This is a genomic window from Aquipseudomonas ullengensis, from assembly GCF_014174475.1.
GTDB lineage: Bacteria > Pseudomonadota > Gammaproteobacteria > Pseudomonadales > Pseudomonadaceae > Aquipseudomonas > Aquipseudomonas ullengensis.
In genome coordinates, this window is sequence record NZ_JACJUD010000001.1 from 861,343 (window position 1) to 886,993 (window position 25,651).

The 25,651-nt window shown below is 65.9% G+C and carries 24 protein-coding genes and 1 riboswitch; of the genes, 2 read left to right on the plus strand and 22 right to left on the minus strand.

Going from position 1 to position 25,651, the window contains the following annotated elements; genetic code table 11:
• Window positions 1–101 precede the first annotated feature (101 nt).
• Together H3H51_RS03845 and H3H51_RS03850 are read right to left on the minus strand one after the other, a co-directional pair.
• A complete protein-coding gene (locus H3H51_RS03845) occupies window positions 102–521 on the minus strand; it encodes a RidA family protein (protein WP_183087686.1) in 420 nt (139 codons plus the stop codon).
• Window positions 521–1,876: a flavin-containing monooxygenase gene (locus H3H51_RS03850; protein WP_183087687.1), complete on the minus strand. Its 1,356-nt coding sequence runs from the start codon at window positions 1,874–1,876 to the stop codon at window positions 521–523. Before H3H51_RS03850 ends, H3H51_RS03845 begins: the two co-directional genes overlap by 1 nt.
• Before the next feature lie 345 nt (window positions 1,877–2,221).
• Here H3H51_RS03850 and H3H51_RS03855 point away from each other — a divergent pair, with 345 nt between their 5' ends.
• Entirely contained in the window at window positions 2,222–2,470 is a 249-nt protein-coding gene (locus H3H51_RS03855) for a hypothetical protein (RefSeq protein ID WP_183087688.1), read from the plus strand.
• Between the two features lie 49 nt (window positions 2,471–2,519).
• On the opposite strand, the gene H3H51_RS03860 is transcribed toward H3H51_RS03855, so the two are convergent.
• From H3H51_RS03860 to H3H51_RS03925, 14 genes are all read right to left on the minus strand, one after another.
• The gene (locus tag H3H51_RS03860; protein ID WP_183087689.1) at window positions 2,520–2,903 is read right to left on the minus strand and encodes a VOC family protein; all 384 of its coding nucleotides are present in this window, start codon (window positions 2,901–2,903) and stop codon (window positions 2,520–2,522) included.
• Window positions 2,904–3,253: 350 nt separating this feature from the next.
• Window positions 3,254–4,096 carry an ABC transporter ATP-binding protein gene (locus H3H51_RS03865; protein WP_183087690.1) on the minus strand — a complete coding sequence of 281 codons (843 nt, stop codon included), beginning with the start codon at window positions 4,094–4,096 and terminating at the stop codon, window positions 3,254–3,256.
• Between the two features lie 5 nt (window positions 4,097–4,101).
• Window positions 4,102–4,938 carry an ABC transporter permease gene (locus H3H51_RS03870; RefSeq protein ID WP_183087691.1) on the minus strand — a complete coding sequence of 279 codons (837 nt, stop codon included), beginning with the start codon at window positions 4,936–4,938 and terminating at the stop codon, window positions 4,102–4,104.
• On the minus strand, window positions 4,935–5,696 hold the full coding sequence (locus H3H51_RS03875) for a hypothetical protein (RefSeq protein ID WP_183087692.1): 762 nt from the start codon (window positions 5,694–5,696) through the stop codon (window positions 4,935–4,937). Before H3H51_RS03875 ends, H3H51_RS03870 begins: the two co-directional genes overlap by 4 nt.
• Complete coding sequence (locus H3H51_RS03880) at window positions 5,696–6,322, minus strand: cysteine hydrolase family protein (RefSeq protein WP_328803613.1); 627 nt, start codon at window positions 6,320–6,322, stop codon at window positions 5,696–5,698. The genes H3H51_RS03875 and H3H51_RS03880 overlap by 1 nt, the downstream gene beginning before the upstream one ends.
• Complete coding sequence (locus H3H51_RS03885) at window positions 6,319–7,083, minus strand: creatininase (protein ID WP_183087693.1); 765 nt, start codon at window positions 7,081–7,083, stop codon at window positions 6,319–6,321. Before H3H51_RS03885 ends, H3H51_RS03880 begins: the two co-directional genes overlap by 4 nt.
• Window positions 7,080–7,967, minus strand: a complete 888-nt coding sequence (locus tag H3H51_RS03890; protein WP_183087694.1) for a DMT family transporter — start codon at window positions 7,965–7,967, stop codon at window positions 7,080–7,082. The genes H3H51_RS03885 and H3H51_RS03890 overlap by 4 nt, the downstream gene beginning before the upstream one ends.
• Window positions 7,967–8,731: an SDR family NAD(P)-dependent oxidoreductase gene (locus tag H3H51_RS03895; protein ID WP_235981271.1), complete on the minus strand. Its 765-nt coding sequence runs from the start codon at window positions 8,729–8,731 to the stop codon at window positions 7,967–7,969. The genes H3H51_RS03890 and H3H51_RS03895 overlap by 1 nt, the downstream gene beginning before the upstream one ends.
• The gene (locus H3H51_RS03900; protein ID WP_183087695.1) at window positions 8,728–9,501 is read right to left on the minus strand and encodes an SDR family NAD(P)-dependent oxidoreductase; all 774 of its coding nucleotides are present in this window, start codon (window positions 9,499–9,501) and stop codon (window positions 8,728–8,730) included. The genes H3H51_RS03895 and H3H51_RS03900 overlap by 4 nt, the downstream gene beginning before the upstream one ends.
• Before the next feature lie 4 nt (window positions 9,502–9,505).
• On the minus strand, window positions 9,506–10,528 hold the full coding sequence (locus H3H51_RS03905) for a fatty acid desaturase family protein (RefSeq protein WP_183087696.1): 1,023 nt from the start codon (window positions 10,526–10,528) through the stop codon (window positions 9,506–9,508).
• Window positions 10,529–10,726: 198 nt separating this feature from the next.
• On the minus strand, window positions 10,727–11,734 hold the full coding sequence (locus H3H51_RS03910; RefSeq protein WP_235981272.1) for an ABC transporter substrate-binding protein: 1,008 nt from the start codon (window positions 11,732–11,734) through the stop codon (window positions 10,727–10,729).
• Between the two features lie 44 nt (window positions 11,735–11,778).
• Window positions 11,779–11,882, minus strand: a riboswitch (guanidine-I (ykkC/yxkD leader).
• Between the two features lie 253 nt (window positions 11,883–12,135).
• A complete protein-coding gene (locus H3H51_RS03915) occupies window positions 12,136–13,926 on the minus strand; it encodes a sensor domain-containing diguanylate cyclase (protein WP_183087697.1) in 1,791 nt (596 codons plus the stop codon).
• A gap of 151 nt (window positions 13,927–14,077) precedes the next feature.
• Window positions 14,078–14,836 (minus strand): substrate-binding periplasmic protein, encoded by a 759-nt coding sequence (locus tag H3H51_RS03920; RefSeq protein ID WP_183087698.1) that lies wholly within the window; start codon window positions 14,834–14,836, stop codon window positions 14,078–14,080.
• 69 nt (window positions 14,837–14,905) lie between these two features.
• Window positions 14,906–15,802, minus strand: a complete 897-nt coding sequence (locus tag H3H51_RS03925) for a peptidoglycan DD-metalloendopeptidase family protein (protein WP_183087699.1) — start codon at window positions 15,800–15,802, stop codon at window positions 14,906–14,908.
• Between the two features lie 240 nt (window positions 15,803–16,042).
• Between H3H51_RS03925 and H3H51_RS03930 the strand changes: the two genes are divergently transcribed.
• Window positions 16,043–17,536 (plus strand): acetyl-CoA hydrolase/transferase family protein, encoded by a 1,494-nt coding sequence (locus tag H3H51_RS03930; RefSeq protein ID WP_183087700.1) that lies wholly within the window; start codon window positions 16,043–16,045, stop codon window positions 17,534–17,536.
• Window positions 17,537–17,689: 153 nt separating this feature from the next.
• Here the strand turns inward: H3H51_RS03930 and H3H51_RS03935 are convergent, their stop codons facing one another.
• From H3H51_RS03935 to H3H51_RS03960, 6 genes are all read right to left on the minus strand, one after another.
• Window positions 17,690–18,595: a response regulator gene (locus tag H3H51_RS03935; RefSeq protein WP_183087701.1), complete on the minus strand. Its 906-nt coding sequence runs from the start codon at window positions 18,593–18,595 to the stop codon at window positions 17,690–17,692.
• 122 nt (window positions 18,596–18,717) lie between these two features.
• Entirely contained in the window at window positions 18,718–19,446 is a 729-nt protein-coding gene (gene phoU / locus H3H51_RS03940) for a phosphate signaling complex protein PhoU (RefSeq protein ID WP_183087702.1), read from the minus strand.
• Window positions 19,447–19,576: 130 nt separating this feature from the next.
• Window positions 19,577–20,410 carry a phosphate ABC transporter ATP-binding protein PstB gene (pstB, locus tag H3H51_RS03945; RefSeq protein ID WP_183087703.1) on the minus strand — a complete coding sequence of 278 codons (834 nt, stop codon included), beginning with the start codon at window positions 20,408–20,410 and terminating at the stop codon, window positions 19,577–19,579.
• Window positions 20,411–20,475: 65 nt separating this feature from the next.
• On the minus strand, window positions 20,476–22,146 hold the full coding sequence (gene pstA / locus H3H51_RS03950) for a phosphate ABC transporter permease PstA (protein ID WP_407926458.1): 1,671 nt from the start codon (window positions 22,144–22,146) through the stop codon (window positions 20,476–20,478).
• An 11-nt stretch (window positions 22,147–22,157) separates the two neighbouring features.
• The gene (locus tag H3H51_RS03955; protein WP_183087704.1) at window positions 22,158–24,440 is read right to left on the minus strand and encodes an ABC transporter permease subunit; all 2,283 of its coding nucleotides are present in this window, start codon (window positions 24,438–24,440) and stop codon (window positions 22,158–22,160) included.
• Window positions 24,441–24,615: 175 nt separating this feature from the next.
• On the minus strand, window positions 24,616–25,581 hold the full coding sequence (locus H3H51_RS03960; RefSeq protein ID WP_183087705.1) for a PstS family phosphate ABC transporter substrate-binding protein: 966 nt from the start codon (window positions 25,579–25,581) through the stop codon (window positions 24,616–24,618).
• Window positions 25,582–25,651 lie beyond the last annotated feature (70 nt).

Consider the following 25,651-nt stretch of genomic DNA (forward strand, 5'->3'; position numbering starts at 1 on the left):
TCCTGTGGCCCATGCGCGCCGTAGGGTGGATGACGCTTCTCCCATCCACCATGAGCCCGCTCGGTGGACGGAAAAGGCGCCGTCCACCCTACTCGCCCTGCTTACAACTGGTCGTCAGGGATAACCGCGATTACGTCAATTTCCATCAGCCACTGCGGCTGGCCGAGGGCGGACACCACCAGGCCGGTGGAAATCGGGAACACGCCTTTGAGCCACTTACCGACTTCCTGGTAGACCGGCTCGCGGTAGCGCGGGTCGATCAGGTAGGTGGTGGTCTTGACGATGTGGCTGAGGTCGCTGCCGGCTTCTTCGAGCAGTTGCTTGACGTTCTTCATGGCCTGCTCGGCCTGGGCGCGCGGGTCGCCGAGGCCAACCAGCTGGCCGTCGAAGGTGGTGCCGACCTGGCCGCGTACATACACCGTATTGCCGGCGCGCACGGCCTGGCACAGGTCGTTGTCCAGGGTCTGGTTGGGGTAGGTGTCCTTGGTGTTGAACATGCGGATGCGGGTATGGGTCGGCATCAATTGACTCCCTGAAGGCTGACTTTCTGAACGGGCGCGTCGGCATCGGCCTGGCGCTGCGCGGCATCGCGGTAGTCGGCGTAGGTGCGCTGCGTGGCGATGTGGTCGGCGATGTGCTTGGCGTCGTGCCACACCCCCCAGATGAAGGTGGAACCCCGGCGCGACAGCCACGGCAGGCCGAGGAAATACACCCCCGGCTCGCTGGACACGCCGCGCTGGTGCCGCGGCTTGCCCTTGTCGTCGAAGGCGCCCACCTGCAGCCAGCTGAAGTCGACGGCATAGCCGGTGGCCCAGATGATCGAGGTGACGCCGGCCTTGGCCAGGTCCAGTTCGAGCAGCGGGTTGCGCACGCACTCGGGCTCGGGGAACACGCGGCGCGCCTCGGGCTCTTCCGGCAGGTCGAGGCCGTTGCGGGCGATGTAGGCGTCGGCGGCATCCAGCAGCGACAGGTAGTTCTCGTCGCCCCGCGCCAGGTTGTCGGCCAGGTCCGTCTGGAAGCTCACCACGCCATCGGCGAAGGACTTGGTCAGGCCGACCAGGGTCATGCCCTGGTTGGCCAGCTCACGGAAATCGATGGTCTTGCCGCCATGGGCGCCGCTCACGGCGATGGTCACGTGTTCCTTGCCCGGTTGTGCGGCCTCGGCATCCCACAGGCCGAGCACGCCCAGCCACCAGCAGAAGTCGCGGCCGCGGTAGGCGCGTGGCGGCCGGTCGTGGGCGCCGACCGAGAGGTAGACCGGCTTGCCGGCACGCATCAGCTCATCGGCGATCTGCACCCCGGATGAACCGGCGCCGACCACCAGCACGCCGCCTTCGGGCAGCTGCTGCGGATTGCGGTACGCGGCGGAATGGATCTGCAGGATGTTGCCACCCTGGGGCGCGATCGGCGGGATCACCGGACGCTGGAACGGCCCGGTGGCAGTCACCACACGGGTGGCTTCGATCACCCCGGCCGAGGTTTCCACGGTGAAGCCCGGCCTGTCGGCATTGCGTACCACGCGGGTGACTTCCACACCGGTGCGGATCGGCGCGTTGAACTTGCGGGCGTAGGCTTCGAAATAGCCCGCCACCATGTCCTTCGGCGCGAAGGCATCGGGGTCGAGGTCGAATTCCAGCCCCGGGAAGCGGTCGTGCCAGACCGGGCCGTTGGCCACCAGCGAATCCCAGCGCCCGGTGCGCCAGGCTTCGGCGATGCGATTGCGCTCCAGCACCAGATGCGGCACGCCGAGCTTGCTCAGGTGCTCACTCATGGCCACACCCGCCTGACCTGCGCCCACGATGAGCGTGTCGATGATGGTTTTTTCACCCGGCTTGCCGGTGAACGTCTGCAAGACGGTTTGATTCAGGTCGGTCATGGCTTGCCTCCTCAGATCCAGAACAGAGGTGTACTTCTGTCGCGGCCATCTACGTGGGGTGATGGACGCATTCTGTTCAGAGCCAGGCATTCGCGAAATTATGATTTTTGTAGTCGCTGGCAAGGTAAAAGCGTGCCCAGGCGAAAACGGCCAGGCCCGCCGGGCAACAGGCGCTGGCTATAGGTTTTTTAGCTTCAGGCACGACAAATTGGCTGGCGTACGGCACTGGCACGCTGATGGCAGAAAAATGCCCTTCGTCAGGTCCGGGCGAGCGTGCGGCCGCGCTGTTTTATGGTGGGTCTGACACCCATGCCGCCCATTCGCGGCTCTGCAGGAGGTACGGCCATGACCACGCTGCAATGCACCCATCGCAACCACGCCATCCGCGCCGATGTTGTCGAGCATCCCGGCATTCCCACGCCCTGGGCCGCGGCTTGCCAGATCACCCAGCCCGACGGGCAGACCAGCCGGCGCCTGGCGCTGCCGTTGAACCAGCGCTTTCTCGCCGAGCTGGACAACGCTCAGCACGCCGCCCTGGCCCACGGCAGATGGTTGGTGGACCAGCATCTGGACCGTGGCCGGGCGCTGAACTAGCGCCTGGCCAAAGCCGGATCAGGGCGTTGCGCCCTGATCCGGCGCCCGTTCAGGCGGCGTAATTGAACACGCAGAGCTTGTTGCCCAGCGCATCGCGGAAGTAGCAGCCGTAAAAGCCGCTGCCCTCGCCGCCGCGCTCGCCCGGTGCGCCTTCGTCGCTGGCGCCGTTGGCCAGCACCCAGGCGTAGATGTCATCGACCAGCGCCGGCGAGGCGCAGGGCAAGGCGACCATCGTGCCGTTGCCGGCGCTGGCCGGCTCACCGTCGTAGGGCTTGGTGATGGCAAACATCGGCTTGCCCGGCTGACTGACATAGAAGGTGCTGCGTTCGCTGCTCCAGTCGCCGGGGATGGCGCCCAGCTTGGCCAGCAGCGGGTCGTAGAATTCGCGGGCCTTGGACAGATCGTCGACGCCTAGCATCACGTAACCAATCATCGGTGGAACTCCTTGGTGAGGGTGCGCAGACGCTAGCGCAGGGCTGGTGCTTTGTCATGGGTGGCCACTTTGCCGCGGCGCTGCGGTTGATTGTCACCCCGAACCTTCGTCGTCCTCGCGAAGGCGGGGACCCAGAAATGTTGCAGGCAGCGCGTAGATACCGATATGCACGGTGCTGCCGGCCACTGGATCCCCGCCTGCGCGGGGATGACGGGCTGGAAATATTCAAGGTCAATCCAACACGGATGAAGCTGCCTGTCTGCACATCCCGGTGGATAAGCAGAGCGTTATCCACCCTACGAGACTCCCTACCTCCGTCGTCCTCGCGAAGGCGGGGATGACGGGGTTTATCAGGCCGGCACAGTGCGGGTCAGCTGCTCCAGCAGTTCCAGGTCAGTGTTCATCCCCGAGGTCTCGCGGATGCGCGCGAGTATCTCGCGCTTGAGGCTGAGAAATTCCGCCGAGAGCTTCATGTCCTGGTTGCGTTCGGCCGGCAGCGGTACGTCGTAGATGGTGTCGATCCGTCCCGGACGTGGCGCCATCAGCACCACGCGGCCGCCAAGGTAGATCGCCTCTTCCACGTCGTGGGTGACGAACAAAATCGTGCTCTTCTCCAGCCGGTGCACATGGCGGATCAGGTCGTGCATCACCTCGCGGGTCTGCGCATCGAGGGCGCCGAAGGGTTCGTCCATCAGCAGGATTTCCGGCTTGGGCATCAGTGCGCGGGCAATCGCCACGCGTTGCTGCATGCCGCCGGAGAGCTGGTTGGGGTAGGCCTTGGCGAAGGCCGAGAGGCCCATCAGGGTCAGCAGGGCATCGGCGCGGCCGCTGGCGACTTCGACGTCGGCATCGCCGCGCACGGTGTCGGACACCACCTTGAGCTGGCGGCAGAACTTGATGTTCTCCATCACCCGCAGCCAGGGGTACAGGCTGTAGTGCTGGAAGACCATGGCGCGGTCGATGCCGGGGCCGTTGACCGCGCGGCCGTCGACGAGGATTTCGCCAACGCTATGCTGTTCCAGGCCGCCGATGCTGCGCAGCAGGGTCGACTTGCCGCAGCCGGAAGCGCCGACGAAGGTGATGAATTCGTTGGCCTGGATGTCCAGGCTGACGTCCTGCAGGGCCTGCACGCTGCGGCCCTGGCTGTTGAACACTTTGCCGACGTGGCGGATCTGGATCTTGCTGTCAGTCATGGCGCTTACCTCTTCATCCAGGGAAAGGCCACGCGGCCGAGCCAGCGGAACGCCTGGTCGGTGAGCAGGCCGATGACGCCGATCAGGATGATGCCGGCGAAGATCTTGTCGGTGTGCATGTAGCGCTGGGCCTTGAGAATCGCGTAGCCGAGGCCCGAGTTGGCGGCCACCAGTTCGGCCACCACCAGGTAGGTCCAGGCCCAGCCGCAGGTGATGCGCAGGGTGTCGAGCAGCGCCGGGCGCGCCGACGGCAGGATCACCAGCTTGACGATCTCGCTGCGCGAGGCGCCCATGGTCTGCGCCGCCTCGATCTGCGCCATGGGCACGCGGCGTACATCCTCGGCGACCATCAGCACCATCTGGAAGAAGGTGCCGATGAAGATGATGAGGATCTTCGAGCCTTCGTCGATGCCGACCCAGAGCATGATCAGCGGGATGAAGGCTACCGCGGGCATGTAGCGAATGAAGTCGGTGAGCGGTTCGAGGAAGGCCTGCACTGGGCGGTAGGTGCCAATGTACAAGCCGATCGGCAGGGCTATCAGCGCCGAGGCGGCGAAGCCGGCCATGACCCGGTAGACGCTGATGCCGATGTCGGCGAGCAGGCCTTCTTCCGTCCACCAGCGGCCGACCCGCGCCAGCACTGCGTCCGGGCCGGGCATGAACATCGGGTTGCTCAGGCCCAGCGCGCTGCAGGCCCACCAGACCAGCAGTGGCAGCAGCAGGCCGGCACCGGCCAGGCCCCAAATGGCGCCGCGCGGCAGTTCGCCACGGATCACCCACCAGCTGGGGCGGGCCGGCGGTTTGCCCACGTCGGTGTGGGGCAAGGGTTGATGGGCAGTCATGGGGTTACCTCCTGGGAAAACACCGGCAGCGCACGCACCTGCCAGCCGCCCAGCGGCGGCGTGGCGCCGAGGCTGTTGAGCACGGTCGGGGCGAGCAGTTGCTCAGGTTGGTCGGGGTCTATGCCTGCCGGCAGCAGCGCCTGGCCGGCGCGACCGGGCAGGGTCGAGAGTTCGATGTGCCAGGGTTGGCTGCCCTGGCCGTGGCGACCGAAGGACAGTTCGAAATCGAGCAGCGCCGCCGGTGCATCGTCGTGGGCGAGCAGCGCCGCCAGGGATTCGGCCGGCGGCAGCGCCTGGGCACGCCCGGCGGCGAAGAGAAAGTAGTCACCAGCCAGCAGCAGGCAGCCCTGGCGACCATCGAAGGCCACCAGCCAGGTGCCCCAGTTGCGCCCTAGCGATTCGGGCAGGCGCTCCCAGACTTCGTGGTAGCTGCCGTCGAGGCCATCTTCGAGCAGGTAGTCCGGGCGTTCGAAGGTCATGCGGCCAATGTCTTCACTGCCGCTCGGCGGCTGGAAGTCGATGGCGCGGTGCCATTGGCAGATATCGCCTCTGATCGCGGTGAGCCCGGCAAAGCCGGCCTGGGTTGCCAGTTGCGCCGGGCCCTGCGGCGCCGGCTGCGGAATACGCAGGTCGGCGAACAGCTGCGCGGTCTGCAGCCAGTAGACCTGGGTGGTGGTGTCGCACAGGCCCCGGGTGGTGGTCAGCAGGGTGCGATGCCAGACGCCGCGGTAGTGTGCGGGAACCGGCGGCGTATTCATCAGCGCCCCTCCCACTCGTCGACCAGCCGGCGGCTGTCGCACACCCGGCCAAACAGGCCGCCTTCGACATCGACCATCGCCAGGGCGGCGGCGTGCAGCTCGGGGTAGGCCGAGCCGCAGGCGTCGCTGACCAGGGTGCAGGCGTAGCCGCGGTCGACCGCACTGCGCAGGGTCGAGGACACGCAGACTTCGGTGGTGACGCCACAGATGATCAGCTCGGTGATGCCGCGATTGCGCAGCAGCAGGTCCAGGTCGGTGCTGGCGAAGGCGCTGTAGCCGGGCTTGTCGATCACCGGTTCGCCCGGCAACGGCTGCAGCTCGTCGATCAGATCGTGGCCGTATTCGCCGCGCACCAGCAGCTTGCCCAGCGGGCCCTGGCTGCCGATGGCCGCGCCGGCATTGGCCGCACGCAGGCGTTTGGGCTCGGGCAGGTCGGCGAGATCGGCGCGGTGGCCTTCGCGGGTGTGCAGCACCAGCAGGCCCCGCACGCGGGCGCTGGCCAGCAGGCGCTGGATCGCCGGGATCGGCGCGCGCAGCAGGCCGATATCCAGCCCGGCCTGATCGGCGTAACCACCGGTGGCGCAGAAGTCGCGCTGCATGTCGATCACAATCAGCGCGCTGCTCACAGTTGGAATTCCTTGCGCACCGCGCTGGCGATGCCGGCGGTGATGTCGGCCGCCATGCGCGCGCCCTTCTCCGCCGTCGAGCCCTTGGCCGAGGACAGCACGCCGGAGGCCGGCACCCACTCGGTGCGGGTCGGGTACATGTCGTAGGGCGGGAAGTCGGCCGGCGGCTCGTCGGGAATCAGGTCGATGCGCACCAGGCTGGGCAGGTAGTGCAGCATCAGCGAGGTCTCGATCACCGCCGCGTGCTCCAAGGCGAAGCCGGGGAAGCCGTTGGGGAACACCGCCGCCAGGGTCTGCTCGGTGCAGAAGTCCCAGTGCTCCAGGCGCATCACTTCCAGCTTGGTCGTCGGGCCCAGCTCGCGCAGGGCCAGCTGGATGCCCTCGGTGACGAACCACTGGTTCTCGTAGTGGCCGTCGACCAGCACCAGGCGGGTCACGCCGTGACGGGCGAACTCGCGCACGGCGTCGCGCACCAGGGCGATCAGGGTCTGCCCGTCGAGGCTGGTGGTGCCGCAGAAATGGTTGCCGCCACCGCACTTGGGCTGCGACTTGTAGCCGTAGGACAGGGCCGGGGCGACCAGGCCATCGACCTGCGCGGCGACGTCCTCGCACAATGCGCTGGCGAGCAGCGCGTCGGTGCCCAGTGGCAGGTGCGGGCCGTGCTGTTCGGTGGCGCCGCAGGGCAGGAACACCACCGGCGATTGTTCGCGCACGCGGCGCTCGTATTCGACCCAGCTGAGCTGGTCCATGCGTACGGTCATGGTTTGGCCTCGCAGAAAGAAGAAGGGGATTCACGGCCAGGGCGCTCGGCGATCAGCGCGGCGGCCAGCACCAGGGCGCCACCGCACCATTCACGCAGGCCCAGCTCGCGGTCGCCGAGCCAGGCGGCGGTGAGTACCGCGACCACCAGCTCGACCACCACCAGCACTGCCGCGCGGCTCGCCTCGACATGGCTGAAACCGTATTGCGCGGCGCTCATGGCGGTCAGCCAGAACAGCCCGAACAGGGCGATCAGGCCCCATTGCGGCGTGCTGATCGCGGGCAACGGCGTGTCTTGCAGCAGGCAGAACAGGCCACCCAGCAGCGCGCTGCCAACAAAGGCGACCGTCGCCTTGCTCGCCAGCGGCACCTGGTCGGCGGCGCGGGTGGCCAGGTTGTTGAGGGCGAAGGCCAGGCCGGCAGACAGCGCCAGCCAGTCGGCGGTGGTCAGCGGGCGGAACGTATCGTGGCTGATGCCCAGGGTCAGGGCGATGCCGAGCATGGCCAGCAGCAAGGCACCGACGCGCAGGGCGGTCAGCCGCTCACCCAGCAGCAGCCAGCCACCGAGCAGGCCCCACACCGGCGCCAGGTAGAACAGCAGCATGGCGCGCACCACGTCGCCCTCGGACAACGCGCCCACCAGCCCCGCCGTGCCCCAGCCGCCGCAGATGCAGATCGCCAGCAATGCTCCGCGCTGCGGCCACCAGGCCGCGCGCTGCAGCCACAGCAGGGGTAGCGCCAGCAGGCTGAGCAGGCCGTAGGTGTAGAACACGATCGGCATGCCGGACAGCCCGCGCGCGGCGAAGTAATCCAGCGGAATCCAGCCCAGGCCCCAGAAGCTGGCGCCGAGCAGCAGCACCAGCTCGGGCTTCACCTGAATGCTCATCAGCCACCCATCCAGGCGCCGCCATTGGCGCCGAGCATCTGCCCGTGGAAGAAGCTGGCACCGGGCGAGACGAGGAACAGCACGGCAGCGGCGATTTCTTCCGGGCGGCCGAGGCGGCCGGCGGGAATCGCGCTTTCCTTGGCGATCATCTCGGCGCTCATGTGCTCGACCGAAACCATCGGCGTGTCCACCGGCCCCGGTGCCACGCCGTTGATGCGGATGGCCGGGGCGAACTCGCGGGCCAGCGCCTTGGTCAGGCCGATCACCCCGGCCTTGGCCGTGCAGTAGGCGACGTAGTGTTCGCGGCCCAGCTGGCCCAGTTCGGAGGCGATGTTGACGATGCTGCCTGTGCCACGCGGTTGCATATGCGCCAGGGCATGCCGGCAGCAACGGTAGACCGCGCTGAGGTCGACGCCGAGCAGGTTGGCCCAGTCGTCCTCGTCGGTCTGCAGGAAGGGTTTTTCGAGGATGATCCCGGCGTTGTTGACCAGAATATGCAGGTCGCCGGCGGCGAAGATGCGCGCAAACATCGCCGCCACCTGCTCCACCGAAGCCACATCGGCCTGCACGGCATGGGCCTTGCCACCACTGGTGACGATCCGCGCCACCAGATCACTGGCGGCCTGCGGCTGGTCGAGGTGGTTGATCCAGACTTCCGCGCCGGCTTCGGCCAGGGCCAGCACGATGGCGCGGCCGATGCCCTGGGTGGCGCCGGTGACCAGGGCGACCTGGCCGTGCAAAGGCCGCTCTGCTGGAGGGTTCAATTCATCACCTCGCCGTGGCTGACCGACAACGCCTGGCCGGTAATCGGCGTGGCCAGCGGGCTGCCGAGAAACAGGAAGGTGCCGGCAAGGTCCGCCGGGGTGAGCAATTCGGGGACCGCCTGGGCGGAGAGAATCAGCGCCAGTTCGGCGGATTCGCTGCGGCCGTTGGCGGCGGCCATCACCTTGAGCGAGCGCATCGCCGCCTCGGTGCCAATCCAGCCGGGGCAGACGGCATTCACGCGAATCCGCCGCGCACCCAGCTCCCAGGCCAGCGAGCGGGTCAGACCGATGACCGCGTGCTTGCTGGCGACGTAGGCGGAGAAACCGGGCACGCCTTTCAGGCCCCAGATCGACGCCTGGTTGATCACGCTGCTGCCGGCCTTGAGCTGGCCTTGCAGGGCACGGGTCAGGCGCAGCATCGAGGCCACGTTGTTATCCAGCAGCGCCTGCCAGTGGGCGTCGGCCTCGGCGCCAGTCTCAGCCAGCGGCGTGGCGTACTCGACCCCGGCGTTGTTGATCAGCACGTCCAGCGGTCGCTCGCCGCGCTGGGCGACGAAGGCGGCGATGGCCGCGCTGTCGGCCAGGTCGACCACCGCGCTGTGGATCTCGCCCAGCGGAGCCAGTTCAGCCACCACCACGGCCAGCGCCTCAGCGTTGCGGTCGAGCAGTTCCAGGCTCGCACCCTGCTCGGCGAATGCCCGCGCCAGGCCTCGGCCGATGCCGCTGGCCGCGCCGGTGAGCAGTACGCGTTTGCCTCGATAGTCGATCATCGCCTCATACCGCCGTCAGGAAGGACACGCCCACCGCGCCATAGAAGCCATCGGCACGCCGCTCGCCCGCGGGCGCCACTTCGCCGTAGTTGTCGTCGATCACCCGGCGCAAGCGGTGCTGGTGGAAGCTCTTGAACAGCAGGTGCATGGGCAGCACCTGGCCGTAGGTGTCGCCGTACAGCTCCGCATGCAGCTTGCGCAGGCGGTACCAGGGCGCCACCGGCTTTTCGTGGTGGGCGTTGTGGTAGGCGAAGTTGAGCAGCAGCAGGTCGAGCACCGGCCAGCGCACCGAGACCACGTTGCTGAAGGTGTTCATCTGCTCGTAGGTGCGGTCGCGCTGCTTGTCGTCGGGGATCTTGCCGCCGTCTTCGAGCACCGCGAAGGCGTCGTAGGTGTGCTGGTAGGCGTCGGTGAAGCGCAGCACGGTGAGCATGATCGACCAGGCAACGAAGTACAGCAGCGCGGCCTTGAGCGAAACCAGCGCGACCAGGGTGAAGAACACCCCGCGCACCAGCAGGGTGAGGGCGACCTTGCGCCGGTTAGCGCGGTGCTTGGGGTTGCTGGTGATGAACGGCAGGAGGATCACGTAGTAATGCATGATCAGCTCGACCGCCGGCACATAGGCCCATTCAGCCACCAGCACCAGCTTGCGGAACCAGGCGGGGCAACGGTTGAGGAAGACCTTGGTGTCGAAGGTGATCACGTCGGCACGGTCGACGTGGTGGCGCATGTGTTTCTTGCGCAGGTCCTGGAAGCCGGCGTAGCAGCTGCCACACAGCCAGCTGCACAGCTCGCCGAAACGCTCGTTGTTGAGCGGTTTGGCGAAAATGGTGCCATGGGCGAATTCGTGGATCAGGTAGGCCGCGATGATCATCGCGTGGCCCAGCAGCAGGGTACCGGCGGCATTCAGCAACCAGCTGTCGGCGAATAGCAGGGCGAAGCCGAGGGCATAGCCGGCGAAGGCATAGGTCAGGGCCAGGCTGTTGGCGAGCTTGCCATCGGCATAGCGGAATATCTGGGCGGACATGGGTTCCTCCGGGTTCCGGGTGGAGTCATGGGCGACGGGGGTAACCGTCTTCGTCATTCCCCACAGGCGGGACAGCGGCTTTATCGCTGAACAGCGCTTGCGCTGGCCCGAAGGGGAATCATCCAGTGCGTTGCCTGGCTGGGTCCCCGCCTTCACGAGGACGACGGGGCAGGACGGCTAGCGGGCAAGCCTCGGCCGTTACTTGGCCAGGGCCTCGACGAACTGCGCGTCGAAAGTGGCGGCAAAGTCCGGGATCACCGGGATCTGGCCGTTGTCCTTGAGCAGCTGGGCAATCACCGCGCCGCTGCCAAAGAAGGACTTGGTCGAATCGGATTTCTCGAAATTCGAGGCCATCTCAGCCAGCGGGATGTTGTACACGCCGCTCATCTGCTCCTTGGCTTCCTCCGGGCTGACGCCGAGCACCTTGCCGATGATCTTGGCCGCCTCATCCGGGTTGCTCTGCATGAAGGCCAGGGCGTCCAGGTAACCCTGCATCAGCGCCTTGATCGCCTCCGGGCGCTTGGCGATGACCTTGTCGTCGAAGGCCAGCACGTCGGTGATCAGCCCTGGCGCTTCCTTGGACGAATACACCACGTGGTACTTGTCACCCGGCATGCCGAGGATCTGCGACACGTTGGGCTCGTAGGTCACGCCCACCGGCAGGCTGCCGGACGCCATGGCACCGGGGATGGCCTCGGGGGTCATGTTGATCGGGGTGATGTCCTTGTCGCTCATGCCGTTGCTCTTGAGGGCGTAGGCGAGGAGGAAATCGGACGGCGACAGCGGGTTGAAGCCGACCTTCTTGCCCTTGAAGTCCTTCACCGAGGTGATCGACTTGTCGGCAACGATGGCGTCACCGCCGTTGGAGAAGTCCACCGGCATCACCACCTTGTGGCTCAGGCCCTTGGCCGCGCCACCCACCACCTGGTCATAGGTGAGCATGCCGCCGTCGAGGGCGCCGCCAACCATGGCCGAGGGGATCAGCGCCGGATCGTTGAAGAACTGCAGTTCGACCTTGAGGTTGTGCGCCTTGTACAGGTCCAGCTCATCGGCGACGTAGAACGGCGCATAACCGGCCCAGACAACGGTGCCGATCTTCATTTTCTCGATGGCTTGCGCGGAGAAAGGCAGGACGATGGCAGCAGTGGCCAGACAGGCACCGAGCAGGGTCTTGCGCAGGAAACGCGGGGAAAGCGGCATGGTCATGGCATTGCTCCTACACGTTAGAAATCGGCACGGGATGACGTCACGTCTCCCGGGCTTTTCTCCCGCCGTGTAGCCCTGATCCTTAGGGCCGGAAAACTCTCGGACCAGCCATTCACTCGCGTGAACCGGAACCCTAGTTCGCCTCTGGTGTAGCTCCAATGTGCCAAGCGTCATGAGCGCGGTGGCGTGTAACCCTGCCAGACGCGGTGACTCATCCCGTTCACAAGGGTATGTAGCAAGTCCGATGCCAGTACCGGACAAGTCGCCAGGGGCAGCCGGAAAGTCGCCGTTATTCAGTCACTTGCTGGTAGTCGCGAAGAGCGACCGCGGGCCGGGGAACACCCGCAGTCGATGGGTACTGCACCAGTGGCACGCAAGCCGCCTGTTTTCAGTGCAAGGCGTCAGGGCGCGCAGCACACCTGATTGCGACCACCCTGCTTGGCCGCATACAGGGCCTGATCGGCCGCGTGCAGCAGGGCCTGCTCATTCAACGGCCGGTCGGCCGCGGAATAGGCCAGGCCGATGCTGACACTCAGGAACACCGGCGCGCCGCGGCATTCCAGGGCCAGGGCGGCGACGGCGGCGCGGATGCGTTCGGCCAGTACCTCGGCCACGCTTTGCGGGATATCCCGCAGCAGCACGATGAACTCCTCACCGCCGTAACGCGCGGCCAGGTCACCGCTGCGCCGCGCGCCTTCACGCAGCACCCCGGCCACGGCGGCGATGCATTGGTCGCCGAAGGGGTGGCCGAAGGAGTCGTTGATCTGCTTGAAGTGGTCGATGTCGATCATCAGCACCGCCAGCGACGAGCCCTGCACCTGGGTGAACTGCTGGTCGACGTAACGGCGGTTGGCCAGCTTGGTCAGCGCGTCGGTGTTGCTCAGGCGGGTCAGCTCGCCATTGGCCTGCTCCAGCTCCTGGGTGGCCTGTTGCAGCGCGGCGGTGCGCTCACGCACATGCCGCTCCAGGTCCTCGTTGGCGCTTTTCTGCACGTCGATCAACTGCTGCTGGGCGCGGATGCGCGCCGCGCGCTCGCTGTTGATGCGGTCAGCCAGGGCCACCGAGAGCAGGATGAACTCGACGAAAAAGCCCAGGGTCTGGGTGCGCAGGGTGATCTGGTTGATCGGCAACAGGCCTTCCAGTGCGGCCACATGGATAAAGGTGCCGAGAATCAGGAAGCCCCAGGCCAGGGCAAACAGCGGCGCGGAAGGGTTGCCGCGACGCCATAGGTTGATCGCCACCACCAGCGCCAGGATGCAGGAGAACAGGGCCATCAGGTTGGCGCCGATACTGTGCAGCCACTGGGGCTCGATCAGCACCAGCAGCAGCGCCACGCTCCAGTAGACCAGCATCAGGGTGTTGCTCCACAGCATCCAGCCGCGGTAATCCGGCAGGCGCAGGAAGAAACGCACGAACAACGAGGCCGACAGGAAGCTCCACATTGCCGAGAAGGCGTAGATCAGGCGCGCCGGCTCCCCCAGCTCGGGCCACAGGTAGAGCGGGCCGATGCCGCTCAGGCAAAGCTCGTAGACGATCGCGCCGAGCAGGTAGACCAGGTACCAGATGTAGCTCTTGTCACGGGTGAACAGGTACAGGCTGGCGTTGTACAGGAGGATGGCCAGCATGGCGCCGAAGAACAGGCCGAACAGCAGGCGCAGGTCTTTTTCCTGCACCTCGAAGGCCGGCTGGGTGAGCAGCTGCATCGGCAGGATGAGGTTTTCCTCGCTGCGCACGCGCAGGTAGATTTGCGCGTCCTCGCCCAGCGGTAGCTGCAGCGGGAACACCAGTTGCCGTTCGGCCAGCGGCCAGGTGGTGAACGGCAGGTGGTCACCGGCCGCCATTGGCGGGCCCCAGGTGGCGCTGGCGGGGAAGTACAGGCGCACGTCCACGCGGTCGAGAATCGGCCACTCCACCAGCAGGCGCCAGTCGCGGGTCTGCGCCAGGTTGCGCACGTTCAGGCGCACCCAGGCGGCCTGCTTCTGATAACCCAGGCTCAAGGATGAGCCGCGCACCGCTTGCCAATCGCTGGCAGCGGCCGCCTGCGCAAAGTCCAGGGGTTGTGCCGGCAGGAGGTATTCAAGCTGCTGGCCCAGGCGCAGGCTCGGGTGCTCGTCACGCAGCTCGATCAGAGACGCCTGCACCAGCGCGGGCAGTAGGCAGACAATCAGCAAGGCTAGTACGCGTGTTCGCACTGACGACCCTCGACTCGACGAAACCCTGTATTGCAGCCGGACTTCTATCTGCGCCGGCTTTCCTGTTCAACAGGCTAGCACGCCGGCTGCGCCCGGCACTGACGGCATATCGGGCAGAGCCCCGGCCGGAGCAGCCATCCGTCAGCCCCGCTTATTCCTGCCAGTCGCTCAGCCCGTAACGCGCCAGGATCCGCGTCAGCTCACCGCTGGCACGCAGGGCGCGCAATCCTTCGTCGTACAGGCGCGCATAGTCGGCGCGCCGTGGGTGCAGCGGGGAAATCGCCATATAGGAGTAGCTGCCCGACTCGCAGCCGGCCAGGCGCGCCGTCAGGGCGGGATTGCCGAGCAGCGTGTAGGCGACCAGATTGCGCTCTTCGATAAAGGTGTTGTAGCGGCCGACCTGCAGTTGGCGCAGCAGGCGCAGGGTCAGGCCATCGCCCGCCTGGCGCCGAAAGGCCTGGGGGTTGGCGCGAATGTAGGCATCCAGCTGCGGGCCGTAGGAGTAGTTCTGGATGATCCCCAGGCTGCGCCCGGGCAAGCTGTCCACACCCTTGTACTGCCAGTTGTCCTGGGCCTGGGTGTAGAAACAGAAGCGGTTGAGCGACACCGGCTCGGCGGGGTAGGTGAAGTCCGGCGCTTCCTCGCGCTGGGTCGAGGGTGTAGCGGTGTAGAGCCCGGCGCGCACATTGCTCAGGGCCCGGCTGTAGTTCTCGTTGACCAGGCGTACCGGGATGCCTTGGGGCTCGAAGATGGCGCGAATGATCTCGACGGTGAAACCTTCGCGCGCCTGCCCCGCCGTGCAACTGAACGGGCACCAGTACTCGGGCGAGGCCAGGGTGATCTCTTCCGTCGCCCCCGCTGCGGTGCTCAGCAACAGTCCGGCGTACAGCAGTATCGCGCTACAGCGCATGGGCCTTCCCTCGCACGGCATGTGCTTGTCGATGAAGCCGGCGATCTGCAAGCAGTGACGCCGTACGCGCTATTCCCCGCCCACGGCGAAGTTGGGCAGGCTGTCTACCGGCTGGGCGAAGTCGAAGGGGATCGATTCCAGCGCCAGGCCGAGGTTGCGCTGCACCACGAAGTGCAGGTGCGGCCCGGTGCTGTTGCCGGTGTTGCCGGACAGCGCCAGGGCATCGCCCTCCGCCACGTGCTGGCCTTCCTGCACGCGCACCGAGCCGCGGGTCAGGTGCAGGTAGACGCCCATGGTGCCGTCGTCATGCAGGATGCGCACGAAGTTGCCCGACGGGTTGTTGCCGCGCCCGCTCTGGTGGTTCTCGACCTTGACCACCGTGCCGCCGCGCGCCGCGACAATCGGCGTGCCCACCGGCATGGCGATATCCAGGGCGTAGCGGCCCTTGGGCGTGAAGTGGCTGTACTTGCCGTTGGCGCCCTGGCTCAGGCGGAACGGCCCGCCACGCCAGGGCAACGGATAGTGGAACAGTTGCGGCTGCGGCCGCGGGTCGCCCATGGCGTAGCGCAGGCGGGTCTTGTAGCGCATCGGCTGGCTGGCATCGCGCGGCGCCAGGGTGGCCAGGCGGATATGGCTGCGCGGCGGCAGCACCCAGCGGATCGGCTGCTCGGGCGCGCCAACGGCGTTCACCACATTCTTCAGGCTCAGTTCGATCTCCACCGGGGCGTAGAGGTCGTTGCGGATCATCAGGGTTTCGCCGGCGTCGTGCTTCTTGGTTTCCAGCTTCACCAGGTTGTCCAGGCGCTCGACCATGCGGTCGCGGAAGACGAACACCTGTGCGCCAGCCACGGCCTTGTCGCTATAGGTCACGACGCCGTTCTGGTCGACATACTTGTAGATGGTCAACGCGCTGGCCTGGCTCGCCATCAGCAGCAGCGCGGAGAAAATGAGTGAACGCCCTAGCATAAGCTCACGGATTTAATGGTTTATTGGTATCCGAGGTTGGCAAGACTAGCAGCGCGTCCCGCCAGCGGCGAGCATCTGCCGCCCGTGCTGTGCAGCAATCGGCACAGCCGAGGCCGGGAAAACCCGGCTATCCGACAGAAGGCACCCCTGGCGCGCTCAATCCGACCTTGGTCGAACAGGCGCCCGGGCGGCGAGTCCCTAGACTTCCGGGCCTGTTTTCGCTGTCCGAGGAATGCCTCCATGTACCCTGAGCGCGTGCGCCGGCCTGAGCTGCTGGGCAAGGTGATGAGTGCGGCCGATGCCGCCGCCCTGATCGAAGACGGCATGACCGTCGGCATGAGCGGTTTCACCCGCGCCGGCGAGGCCAAGGCCGTGCCGCGTGCCCTCGCCGAGCGGGCCAAGACCCAGCCGCTGCAGATCAGCCTGATGACCGGCGCCAGCCTGGGCAACGACCTCGACAAACAGCTTACCGAGGCAGGCGTATTGGCCCGGCGTATGCCCTTTCAGGTGGATAGCACCCTGCGCAAGGCGATCAACGCGGGCGAGGTAATGTTCATCGACCAGCACCTCTCGGAAACCGTCGAGCAGCTGCGCAACCACCAGCTCAAGCTGCCGGACATTGCGGTGATCGAGGCGGTCGCCATTACCGAGGACGGGCACATCGTGCCGACTACCTCGGTGGGCAACTCGGCCAGCTTCGCGATCTTCGCCAAGCAGGTGATCGTCGAGATCAACCTGGCGCACAACCTCAATCTTGAGGGCCTGCACGACATCTACATCCCCACCTACCGACCGACCCGCACGCCGATCCCGCTGACCCGCGTGGACGACCGCATCGGCAGCGGCGCGATTCCGATCCCACCGGAGAAGATCGTCGCCATCGTCATCAACGACCAGGCTGACTCGCCGTCCACCGTGCTGCCGCCGGACGCCGAGACCCAGGGCATCGCCGACCACCTGATCGACTTCTTCAAGGCCGAAGTCGCCGCCGGGCGCATGGACAACAGCCTCGGCCCGCTGCAGGCCGGCATCGGCAGCATCGCCAACGCGGTGATGTGCGGCCTGCTCGACTCGCCGTTCGAGGGCCTGAGCATGTACTCCGAAGTGCTGCAGGACTCGACCTTCGACCTGATCGACGCCGGCAAGCTGCGCTTCGCCTCGGGCAGCTCGATCACCCTCTCCGAACGCCGGGGCGCCAGCGTGTTCGGCAACCTCCAGGCGTACAAGGACAAGCTGGTGCTGCGCCCGCAGGAAATCTCCAACCACCCGGAAGTGGTGCGCCGCCTGGGCATCATCGGCATCAACACGGCGCTGGAGTTCGACCTGTACGGCAACGTCAACTCGACCCACGTCGGCGGCACCAGGATGATGAACGGCATCGGCGGCAGCGGCGACTTCGCCCGCAACGCGCACCTGGCGATCTTCGTCACCAAGTCGATCGCCAAGGGTGGGGCAATTTCCAGCGTGGTGCCGATGGTCAGCCACGTCGACCACACCGAGCACGACGTCGACATCCTGGTCACCGAGATCGGCCTGGCCGACCTGCGTGGCCTGGCCCCGCGTGAGCGCGCGCGGGTAATCATCGACAACTGCGTGCACCCGGATTTTCGGGGCGCGCTGAACGACTACTTCGAGCGCGCCTGCGCCAAAGGTGGCCACACCCCACACATCCTGCGCGAAGCCATGCAGTGGCACATCAACCTGGAAGAATGCGGGCGCATGCTGGCCGGCTGAGGTAGCTGGCCCCACAAAAAAGCCGCTTCCACCTGACCAGGGGAAGCGGCTTTTTGCATCGAGGCAACGGCCTTTCTGTAGGAGCCAGCTTGCTGGCGATCAGCTCGGCCCGGGATCGCCAGCAAGCTGGCTCCTACAGCCGCGCTGTCCGACCTAGGCGCCGGGGCTGAAGTGCTTCTGCGTGGTGCCGCGGGCGATCAGGCGCGACAGGTAGTCGAGCTTCTGCGGGTCGCGGTCGACGAACTTGAAGGTCAGTTGCAGCCACTCGCTGTCCGGCTTCGGCTCCAGCGCGGCCACGGCGTGCAGGTAGCCGTTGAGGCGCGCGGTTTCGGCGGCCTCGCCCTGTTCCAGGTCGAGCACAGCGCTTTCCAGCACCTGCGGCAGCAGCTCGGCACGCTTCACCACCAGCAGCGCTTCCTTGAGGCTCAACGCCTTGATCACGCAGGACATGGTGCCGCCGGGCAGGCGCAGCTGGCCCTGGCCACGGCCGGTGGGCGCGGCACTGGCAGCCGCTGCTGCGGGTTTGGCGAAGCCTGGAGCAGGCGCCGGTGCGGCCGCCTTGGCCGCCGGCTTGACCACTTCGGCCTTGCCGCCGGTGAGGGCAGCCAGGGAATCGTTGGCGAAAGCGCCGGAGCTGAGCATCTTCGGCGGCGCACTGGCGGCCAGGGCCTGCAGCTTGCCGGCACGGTGCAGGGCCTTCTTCACCTTGGTGACCAGTTGCTCGTTGGAGAACGGCTTGCCGATGTAGTCGGAAACACCGGCCTGGATCGCCTGCACGACGTTTTCCTTGTCGCCACGGCTGGTGACCATGATGAACGGGGTGGTCTTGTGCGCGTCTTGCTCGCGGCACCAGGTGAGCAGTTCGAGGCCGGACATTTCCGGCATCTCCCAGTCACACAGGATCAGGTCGACGGCGGTGCGACCGAGGAGCTGCTGGGCTTTGCGCCCGTTGACGGCTTCCTCGATCTGCACGCCGGGGAAGTTGTCGCGCAGCCCCTTCTTCACCAGATCGCGGATAAAGGTAGCGTCGTCCACTACCAGTACACTGACTTTGCTCATCGACCACTCCCGACAGAATGCTGACAAGCATAGCTGCGGATACTGGCCCATAGCCAACCCGCTCGACTCCGGCGATTCCCGAGCAGACGGCCGGCCCGTTGCCAGCCGCCTTGGCGCGGGGTTTATTCGCTGCGAGTGCCCTGCACTTCTTCCTGCATGCGCGCCAGGCCGAGGTGGCGCACATCGGTGCCGCGCACCAGGTAGATCACCAGCTCGGCGATGTTGCGCGCGTGGTCGCCGATGCGCTCCAGCGAACGCAGCACCCAGATGATGCTCAGCACGCGGGTGATCGAGCGCGGGTCTTCCATCATGTAGGTGACCAGTTCGCGCAGGGCGGTCTTGTACTCGCGGTCGATGGTCTTGTCGTATTGCGCCACGGACAGCGCCAGGTCGGCGTCGAAACGGGCGAAGGCGTCCAGCGCCTCCTGAACCATCTTGCGCACCTGGTCGCCGATGTGGCGCACCTCGACGTAACCACGCGGCGCCTCGCCCTCCTCGCACAGCTGGATGGCGCGTTTGGCGATCTTCGCCGACTCGTCGCCGATGCGCTCGAGGTCGATCACCGACTTGGAGATGCTGATGATCAGGCGCAGGTCGGAGGCAGCCGGCTGGCGGCGGGCGAGAATGCGCACGCACTCCTCGTCGATGTTGCGCTCCATCTGGTTGATCTGGTCGTCGATCTCGCGCACCTGCTGGGCCAGGCCCGAGTCGGCGTCGATCAGCGCGGTGACCGCGTCATTGACCTGTTTCTCGACCAGGCCGCCCATCGCCAGGAGGTGGCTGCGGACTTCCTCCAGTTCGGCGTTGAACTGGGCGGAGATGTGATGGGTGAGGCTGTCTTTGTTGATCATGTGAGAGTCCTGAGCCGAGATTTACGCCCCCCTCTCCCGCCGGGAGAGGGGCCGGGGGTGAGGGAGACCCGGAGCGGTCCGGATCCCCTTCACCCTAACCCTCTCCCAGGGGGAGAGGGGACTGTTCGCACTAGCCGTAACGGCCGGTGATGTAGTCCTCGGTCTGCTTCTTGGCCGGGTTGGTGAACAGGGTGTCGGTGTCGCCGTACTCGATCAGCTTGCCCATGTACATGAACGCCGTGTAGTCGGAAACCCGCGCGGCCTGCTGCATGTTGTGGGTAACGATGACGATGGTGTACTTGCTCTTCAGCTCGTAGATCAGCTCTTCAACCTTGAGCGTGGAGATCGGGTCGAGGGCCGAGCAGGGTTCGTCGAGCAGCAGCACTTCGGGCTGTACCGCCACGGTGCGGGCGATCACCAGACGCTGTTGCTGGCCACCGGAGAGGCCGAGGGCGGAGTCGTGCAGGCGGTCCTTGACCTCATCCCACAGCGCTGCACTTTTCAGTGCCCACTCGACGGTTTCGTCGAGCACGCGCTTCTGGTTGATGCCCTGGATACGCAAGCCGTAGACCACGTTCTCGTAGATGCTCTTGGGGAACGGGTTGGGCTTCTGGAACACCATGCCGACGCGGCGACGCAGCTCGGCGACTTCCACGCCCTTCTTGTAGATGTCCTCGCCGTCGAGGCGGATTTCACCCTGCACGCGGCAGCCGTCGACCAGATCGTTCATCCGGTTGAAGGTGCGCAGCAGGGTCGACTTGCCGCAACCGGACGGGCCGATGAAGGCCGTCACGCGCTGCTTGGGGATGTTCATGCTGACGTCGAACAGCGCCTGCTTGTCGCCGTAGAACAGGTTGAGGCCGGGCACTTCCAGCGCCACGCTTTCCTCGGCCAGATTGAGGCCCTGTTTCTGCCGACCGAGCGCGGCCAGGTCGATGCCGTGGGTGTGTACTTCGTGCTGCATGGGATGCTCCCTACGCTGACAATTCGTTCAAGCCGCCGCGACCGGTGCCGCAGCGGCGTAATTGATTAGTGATCCAGTGCCTTGTACTTCTCGCGCAGGTGGTTACGCAGGAACACCGCGCTCAGGTTGAGCAGCGCGATCACCAGCACCAGCAAGAACGCGGTGGCATACACCAGCGGACGGGCCGCCTCGACGTTGGGGCTCTGGAAGCCGACGTCATAGATATGGAAGCCCAGGTGCATGATCTTCTGGTCCAGGTGCAGGTACGGGTAGTTGCCGTCCAGCGGCAGCGCCGGCGCCAGCTTGACCACACCTACCAGCATCAGCGGCGCCACTTCACCGGCGGCGCGTGCCACGGCGAGGATCATGCCGGTCATCATCGCCGGGCTGGCCATTGGCAGCACCACCTTCCACAGGGTCTCGGCCTTGGTCGCACCGAGAGCCAGGGAGCCTTCGCGCAGGGCCCGCGGGATACGTGCCAGGCCTTCCTCGGTGGCGACGATCACCACCGGCACGGCGAGAATCGCCAGGGTCAGCGAGGCCCACAGCAGGCCCGGCGTGCCGAAGGTCGGTGCCGGCGCCGCTTCGGCGAAGAACAGGCGGTCGATCGAGCCACCCAGCACGTAGACGAAGAAGCCCAGGCCGAACACGCCGTAGACGATCGCCGGTACGCCAGCCAGGTTGTTCACCGCGATGCGGATGACCCGGGTCAGCGGGCCCTGCTTGGCGTATTCGCGCAAGTAGATGGCCGCCAGCACGCCGAACGGGGTGACGATCACGGCCATGATCAGGGTCATCATCACGGTGCCGAAGATGGCCGGGAATACGCCGCCCTCGGTGTTGGCTTCACGCGGGTCGTCGGCGAGGAACTCCCACAGCTTGGCGAAGTAGAAGCCCAGCTTCTCGGTCACGCCCATGGCGTTCGGCTGGTAGCTGCGGACCACCTTGCCCAGGCTGACTTCGGTTTCGCGGCCGTCGACCGTACGCACGGTCACGCTGTCGCGGTTGAACTGCTGGCTGATCGCCGTCAGCTTGGCTTCCAGCACCTGGTACTCGGCATCGAGCTGGGCGCGCTGGGCGGCCAGATCGGCCTGCGCGGTAGCGTCCAGGCGGTTCTCCAGCTCCAGCTTGCGGCTGGTCAGGCGCAGCTGTTCGAGGCCGTGGTTGATATGGCCGATGTCGCGCTTCTGCAGGCTCTCGATTTCCTCGTACAGCTCGCTGTTGCGCGCGGTGCGCTGCTGCAGCTCGGTCCAGGCGGCATCGCCCTCGGCGACCACCTTGCCGTCTTCCTTGACGTTGACCAGGTAGCCGTAGAAGTTGCCCCACTCGCGGCGTTCCATGGTCATCAGGTTGGCCGGCTGGCGCGGGTTGCTCAGCCACTCGGCGACCACCCAGTTGAAGTCGGCGCCGAAGATCTCGCGGTTGCCGACCTTGAACAGTTCGCGGGTCATGAACTCGCCGCCCTGCACATCCACCGGCAAACCGGCGGCGGCCAAGCGGGCGCGCGGCACTTCTTCCTTCTGCACCAGCTCACCGGCGACCACGCGCGGCGCTTCGCCGGGTACGCGGAAGTCGGCTTCGATGACATCGGCCGGCCAGAAGTGGCCGAGGCCACGGGTGGCGATCACGGCCAGCAGGCCAACGGTCATGATCACTGCGATGGACACGCCACCGGCAGTCATCCACACCCAGGGGGCGCCGCTCTTGAACCAGGATTTCAGATTCTGCTGTTTCACGGATAGCTACCTTAGAGCGAGGCGTATTTCTTGCGCAGGCGAGTACGGATCACTTCCGCCAGCGTGTTCATGACGAAGGTGAAGCTCAGCAGCACCAGCGCGGAGAGGAACAGCACGCGGTAATGGCTGCTGCCGACTTCCGACTCGGGCATTTCCACCGCCACGTTGGCCGCCAGGGTGCGCAGGCCTTCGAAGATGTTCATGTCCATGATCGGCGTGTTGCCGGTGGCCATCAGCACGATCATGGTTTCGCCGACCGCACGGCCGAGGCCGATCATCAGCGCCGAGAAGATGCCCGGGCTGGCGGTGAGGAGCACCACGCGGGTCATGGTCTGCCAGGGCGTGGCACCGAGGGCCAGGGAGCCGAAGGTGAGGCTTTTCGGCACGCTGAACACGGCGTCTTCGGCAATCGAGAAGATGTTCGGGATCACCGCGAAACCCATGGCCAGGCCGACCACCAGGGCGTTGCGCTGGTCGAAGGCGATGCCCAGGTCATTGCTGATCCACAGGCGCATGTCGCCACCGAAGAACCAGTTTTCCAGGTAACCGCTCATGCCCAGCGAACCGGCACCGACCAGCAGGATCACCGGCACCAGCAGCGCCGCTTCCCAGCCATCCGGTACCAGCAGGCGGATGCGCTCCGGCAGGCGGCTCCAGCCATAGGCGGCGAGCAGGATGCCGACCGGCGTGAGCAGCAGCAGGCTGAAGATGCCCGGTAGATGCCCTTCCACATACGGTGCGAGGAACAGGCCGGCGAAGAAGCCGAGGATCACCGTCGGCAGCGCTTCCATCAGCTCGATCACCGGCTTGACCTTGCGGCGCATGCTCGGGGCCATGAAGTAGGCGGTGTAGATCGCCGCGCAGATGGCCAGCGGCGCGGCCAGCAGCATGGCGTAGAAAGCCGCCTTGAGGGTGCCGAAGGTCAGCGGCGCCAGGCTCATCTTGGGTTCGAAGTCGCCGTTGGCCGACGTCGACTGCCAGATGTACTTGGGCTCGTCGTAGCTCTCGTACCAGACCTTGCCCCACAGCGCGCTCCAGGATATTTCCGGGTGCGGGTTATGCACGGCGAAGCGTTGCAGCTGGCCGGACGACTCCACCAGCAGGCGGTTGGCACGCGGCGACAGGGCCGCAACAGCGGCGCCATCGGCGACCTTTTCAGTGAGCAGGGTGCGGTGCGCAGTGCTGTGGAAGATGCCCAGGCGACCGTCGGCGTCCAGCGCCATGAAGCCCTTGCGGCGCTCTTCGGAAAGGATCTGGGTGATCGGCGCGCTACCCAGCTTGAAGCCGCGAATATGGGTCAGGGCCGCCTTGCCGTCGGCATCACGGACCATGAACCACTGGCCGATACCGCCCTGGCTGTCGCCGACCATCAGCGAAATACCGCCCAGCAACGCGCTGACCGTGCTGACTTCGGCATCGCCGTGGGCCAGTTTGTAGCGGCCGTTGAGGCTGTTCTCACGCAGGTCGAAGACATCCGCGGTGGCCTTGCCGTTGATCACGAACAGCCACTGCTGGCGCGGGTCGATGACCATCGCCTTGATCGGTTCGGCGATCTGCGGCAGGACGATGCGTTGCTCGTCCAGGCTGGTTTCGCCAGTCATCAGGTTTTCTTCGCGGGTGATCGACAGCAGCTGCAGCTCGGCTCCGCTGGAGGCGCTGATCAGCAGGGTGTCGTCGTTCTCGCTGACCGCCACGTGTTCGATCGCATGCCCGTGGGCATCGAGCACCAGCGGCGTGGCGCCGAAGGGGTAGCTCAGCGAAGGGGTGATGGTCTTGACGTTGTCCGGATAGCTCACGGTGTAGTCATGCTGGAACACCAGCACCTGGCCGTTCGACAGGCCCAGGGCGACGCGACGGCTGCCGGGCTGGTCCTGGCTGACCGAGGCGATGCTGGCACCGGCCGGCAGCGCCAGCTGGAGGCTGTTCAGCGGGGCGCTGTCCTTGAGGCTGAAGAACTGCACCAGGCCGCTGCGATCCAGGCGCATGGCGACCTTGTTCTGCTCTTCCACGGCCAGCAGCAAGGCTTCGTTCTGCCCGGTCAGCCAGCTCGGCTGTTGCGCCTCGCGGGCCTCCAGTTCGGCGCCGGAGAACAGCGGCAGCACGACGTAGACCAGGTAGAAGAAAATCAGGGTGATGGCGGCCAGCACGGCCAGGCCACCGATCGATACGTACCAACGCGCCAGACGGTCCTTGAGGGCACGAGTGCGGCGTTTGCGTTGCATTGCCGGGGTGTTGAAGTCCAGGCGGTTACTGGTCGAAGGAGCGCTCATGCTGTTGTTGGCCAAATCGTTCATGAGGGGATCTCAGGCGGACACAGGCCGCTCGATATGCAGGATCTTCAATCTATCCGTCTTGTGTGACAGAAAGATTACAGGCGGGTGACATGACAACGCCCACCACTCCAGAAGAGGGCGGGCGTGTCGGCCGGCAGCCGCAGCGGGTAGCCGCGGCGCCGAGGCAGACCTGGGGTTACAGGCCGGCTTCTTTCAGCACTTTCTCGACAACCTTGGACGGCAGCGGGATGTAACCATCCTTGACCACCACTTCCTGGCCTTGCTTGGACAGGACCAGCTTGATGAACTCGGCTTCCAGCGGCGACAGCGGCTTGTTCGGCGCCTTGTTCACGTAGACGTAGAGGAAGCGCGCCAGCGGGTACTTGCCGGACAGGGCGTTGTTCTCGTTGGCTTCTTCGACTTCGCCTTTCTTGTTGACCAGCGGCACAGCGCGAACGCTGGCAGTCTTGTAGCCGATACCGGAGTAGCCGATGCCGTTCAGCGAGGAGCTGATCGACTGGACCACGGAAGCCGAACCCGGCTGCTCGTTGACGTTGGCCTTGAAGTCACCTTTGCACAGGCCTTCTTCTTTGAAGTAGCCGTAGGTGCCGGATACCGAGTTACGACCGAACAGCTGGATCGGCTTGCCAGCCCACTCGCCAGTCAGACCGGCGTCGCCCCAGCTCTTGATGCTGCTACCGCCGCACAGGTTGGTGGCGGAGAAGATGCCGTCGACCTGCTGCATGGTCAGCTGCTTGATCGGGTTATCCTTGTGCACGAACACGGCCAGGGCGTCGATCGCGACCGGGATGGCAGTCGGCTTGTAGCCGTGCTTCTGCTCGAAGGCCTGCAGCTCGTTGTCCTTCATCTGACGGCTCATCGGGCCGAGGTTGGCGGTGCCTTCGGTCAGCGCGGGCGGCGCGGTGGAAGAACCGGCAGCCTGAATCTGGATGTTCACGTTCGGGTAGAGCTTCTTGTAATCCTCTGCCCACAGGGTCATCAGGTTGGCCAGGGTGTCGGAACCGACGCTGGACAGGTTACCCGATACACCGGAAGTCTTTTGGTACGTCGGCAGAGCCGGGTCGATAGCAGCCACCGCAGATGCGGCGCTTACGCCAGCGGCGACAAAGGTCAGGGCCGCCATCAAACGCTTGAGTTTCATGCCTTGCTCCTAGCAGGAAGGGGTTGTGATGGAACGGGCCCAAGTATCTGCAGGCCGCATGACCACTCTA

Bases quoted from the DNA above. Each gene is read 5' to 3' on its own strand.
- H3H51_RS03845 (WP_183087686.1), bottom strand. From the start codon at position 521: ATGCCGACCCATACCCGCATCCGCATGTTCAACACCAAGGACACCTAC.
- H3H51_RS03850 (WP_183087687.1), bottom strand. From the start codon at position 1,876: ATGACCGACCTGAATCAAACCGTCTTGCAGACGTTCACCGGCAAGCCG.
- H3H51_RS03855 (WP_183087688.1), top strand. From the start codon at position 2,222: ATGACCACGCTGCAATGCACCCATCGCAACCACGCCATCCGCGCCGAT.
- H3H51_RS03860 (WP_183087689.1), bottom strand. From the start codon at position 2,903: ATGATTGGTTACGTGATGCTAGGCGTCGACGATCTGTCCAAGGCCCGC.
- H3H51_RS03865 (WP_183087690.1), bottom strand. From the start codon at position 4,096: ATGACTGACAGCAAGATCCAGATCCGCCACGTCGGCAAAGTGTTCAAC.
- H3H51_RS03870 (WP_183087691.1), bottom strand. From the start codon at position 4,938: ATGACTGCCCATCAACCCTTGCCCCACACCGACGTGGGCAAACCGCCG.
- H3H51_RS03875 (WP_183087692.1), bottom strand. From the start codon at position 5,696: ATGAATACGCCGCCGGTTCCCGCACACTACCGCGGCGTCTGGCATCGC.
- H3H51_RS03885 (WP_183087693.1), bottom strand. From the start codon at position 7,083: ATGACCGTACGCATGGACCAGCTCAGCTGGGTCGAATACGAGCGCCGC.
- H3H51_RS03890 (WP_183087694.1), bottom strand. From the start codon at position 7,967: ATGAGCATTCAGGTGAAGCCCGAGCTGGTGCTGCTGCTCGGCGCCAGC.
- H3H51_RS03900 (WP_183087695.1), bottom strand. From the start codon at position 9,501: ATGATCGACTATCGAGGCAAACGCGTACTGCTCACCGGCGCGGCCAGC.
- H3H51_RS03905 (WP_183087696.1), bottom strand. From the start codon at position 10,528: ATGTCCGCCCAGATATTCCGCTATGCCGATGGCAAGCTCGCCAACAGC.
- H3H51_RS03910 (WP_235981272.1), bottom strand. From the start codon at position 11,734: ATGACCATGCCGCTTTCCCCGCGTTTCCTGCGCAAGACCCTGCTCGGT.
- H3H51_RS03920 (WP_183087698.1), bottom strand. From the start codon at position 14,836: ATGCGCTGTAGCGCGATACTGCTGTACGCCGGACTGTTGCTGAGCACC.
- H3H51_RS03925 (WP_183087699.1), bottom strand. From the start codon at position 15,802: ATGCTAGGGCGTTCACTCATTTTCTCCGCGCTGCTGCTGATGGCGAGC.
- H3H51_RS03930 (WP_183087700.1), top strand. From the start codon at position 16,043: ATGTACCCTGAGCGCGTGCGCCGGCCTGAGCTGCTGGGCAAGGTGATG.
- H3H51_RS03935 (WP_183087701.1), bottom strand. From the start codon at position 18,595: ATGAGCAAAGTCAGTGTACTGGTAGTGGACGACGCTACCTTTATCCGC.
- phoU (WP_183087702.1), bottom strand. From the start codon at position 19,446: ATGATCAACAAAGACAGCCTCACCCATCACATCTCCGCCCAGTTCAAC.
- pstB (WP_183087703.1), bottom strand. From the start codon at position 20,410: ATGCAGCACGAAGTACACACCCACGGCATCGACCTGGCCGCGCTCGGT.
- H3H51_RS03955 (WP_183087704.1), bottom strand. From the start codon at position 24,440: ATGAACGATTTGGCCAACAACAGCATGAGCGCTCCTTCGACCAGTAAC.
- H3H51_RS03960 (WP_183087705.1), bottom strand. From the start codon at position 25,581: ATGAAACTCAAGCGTTTGATGGCGGCCCTGACCTTTGTCGCCGCTGGC.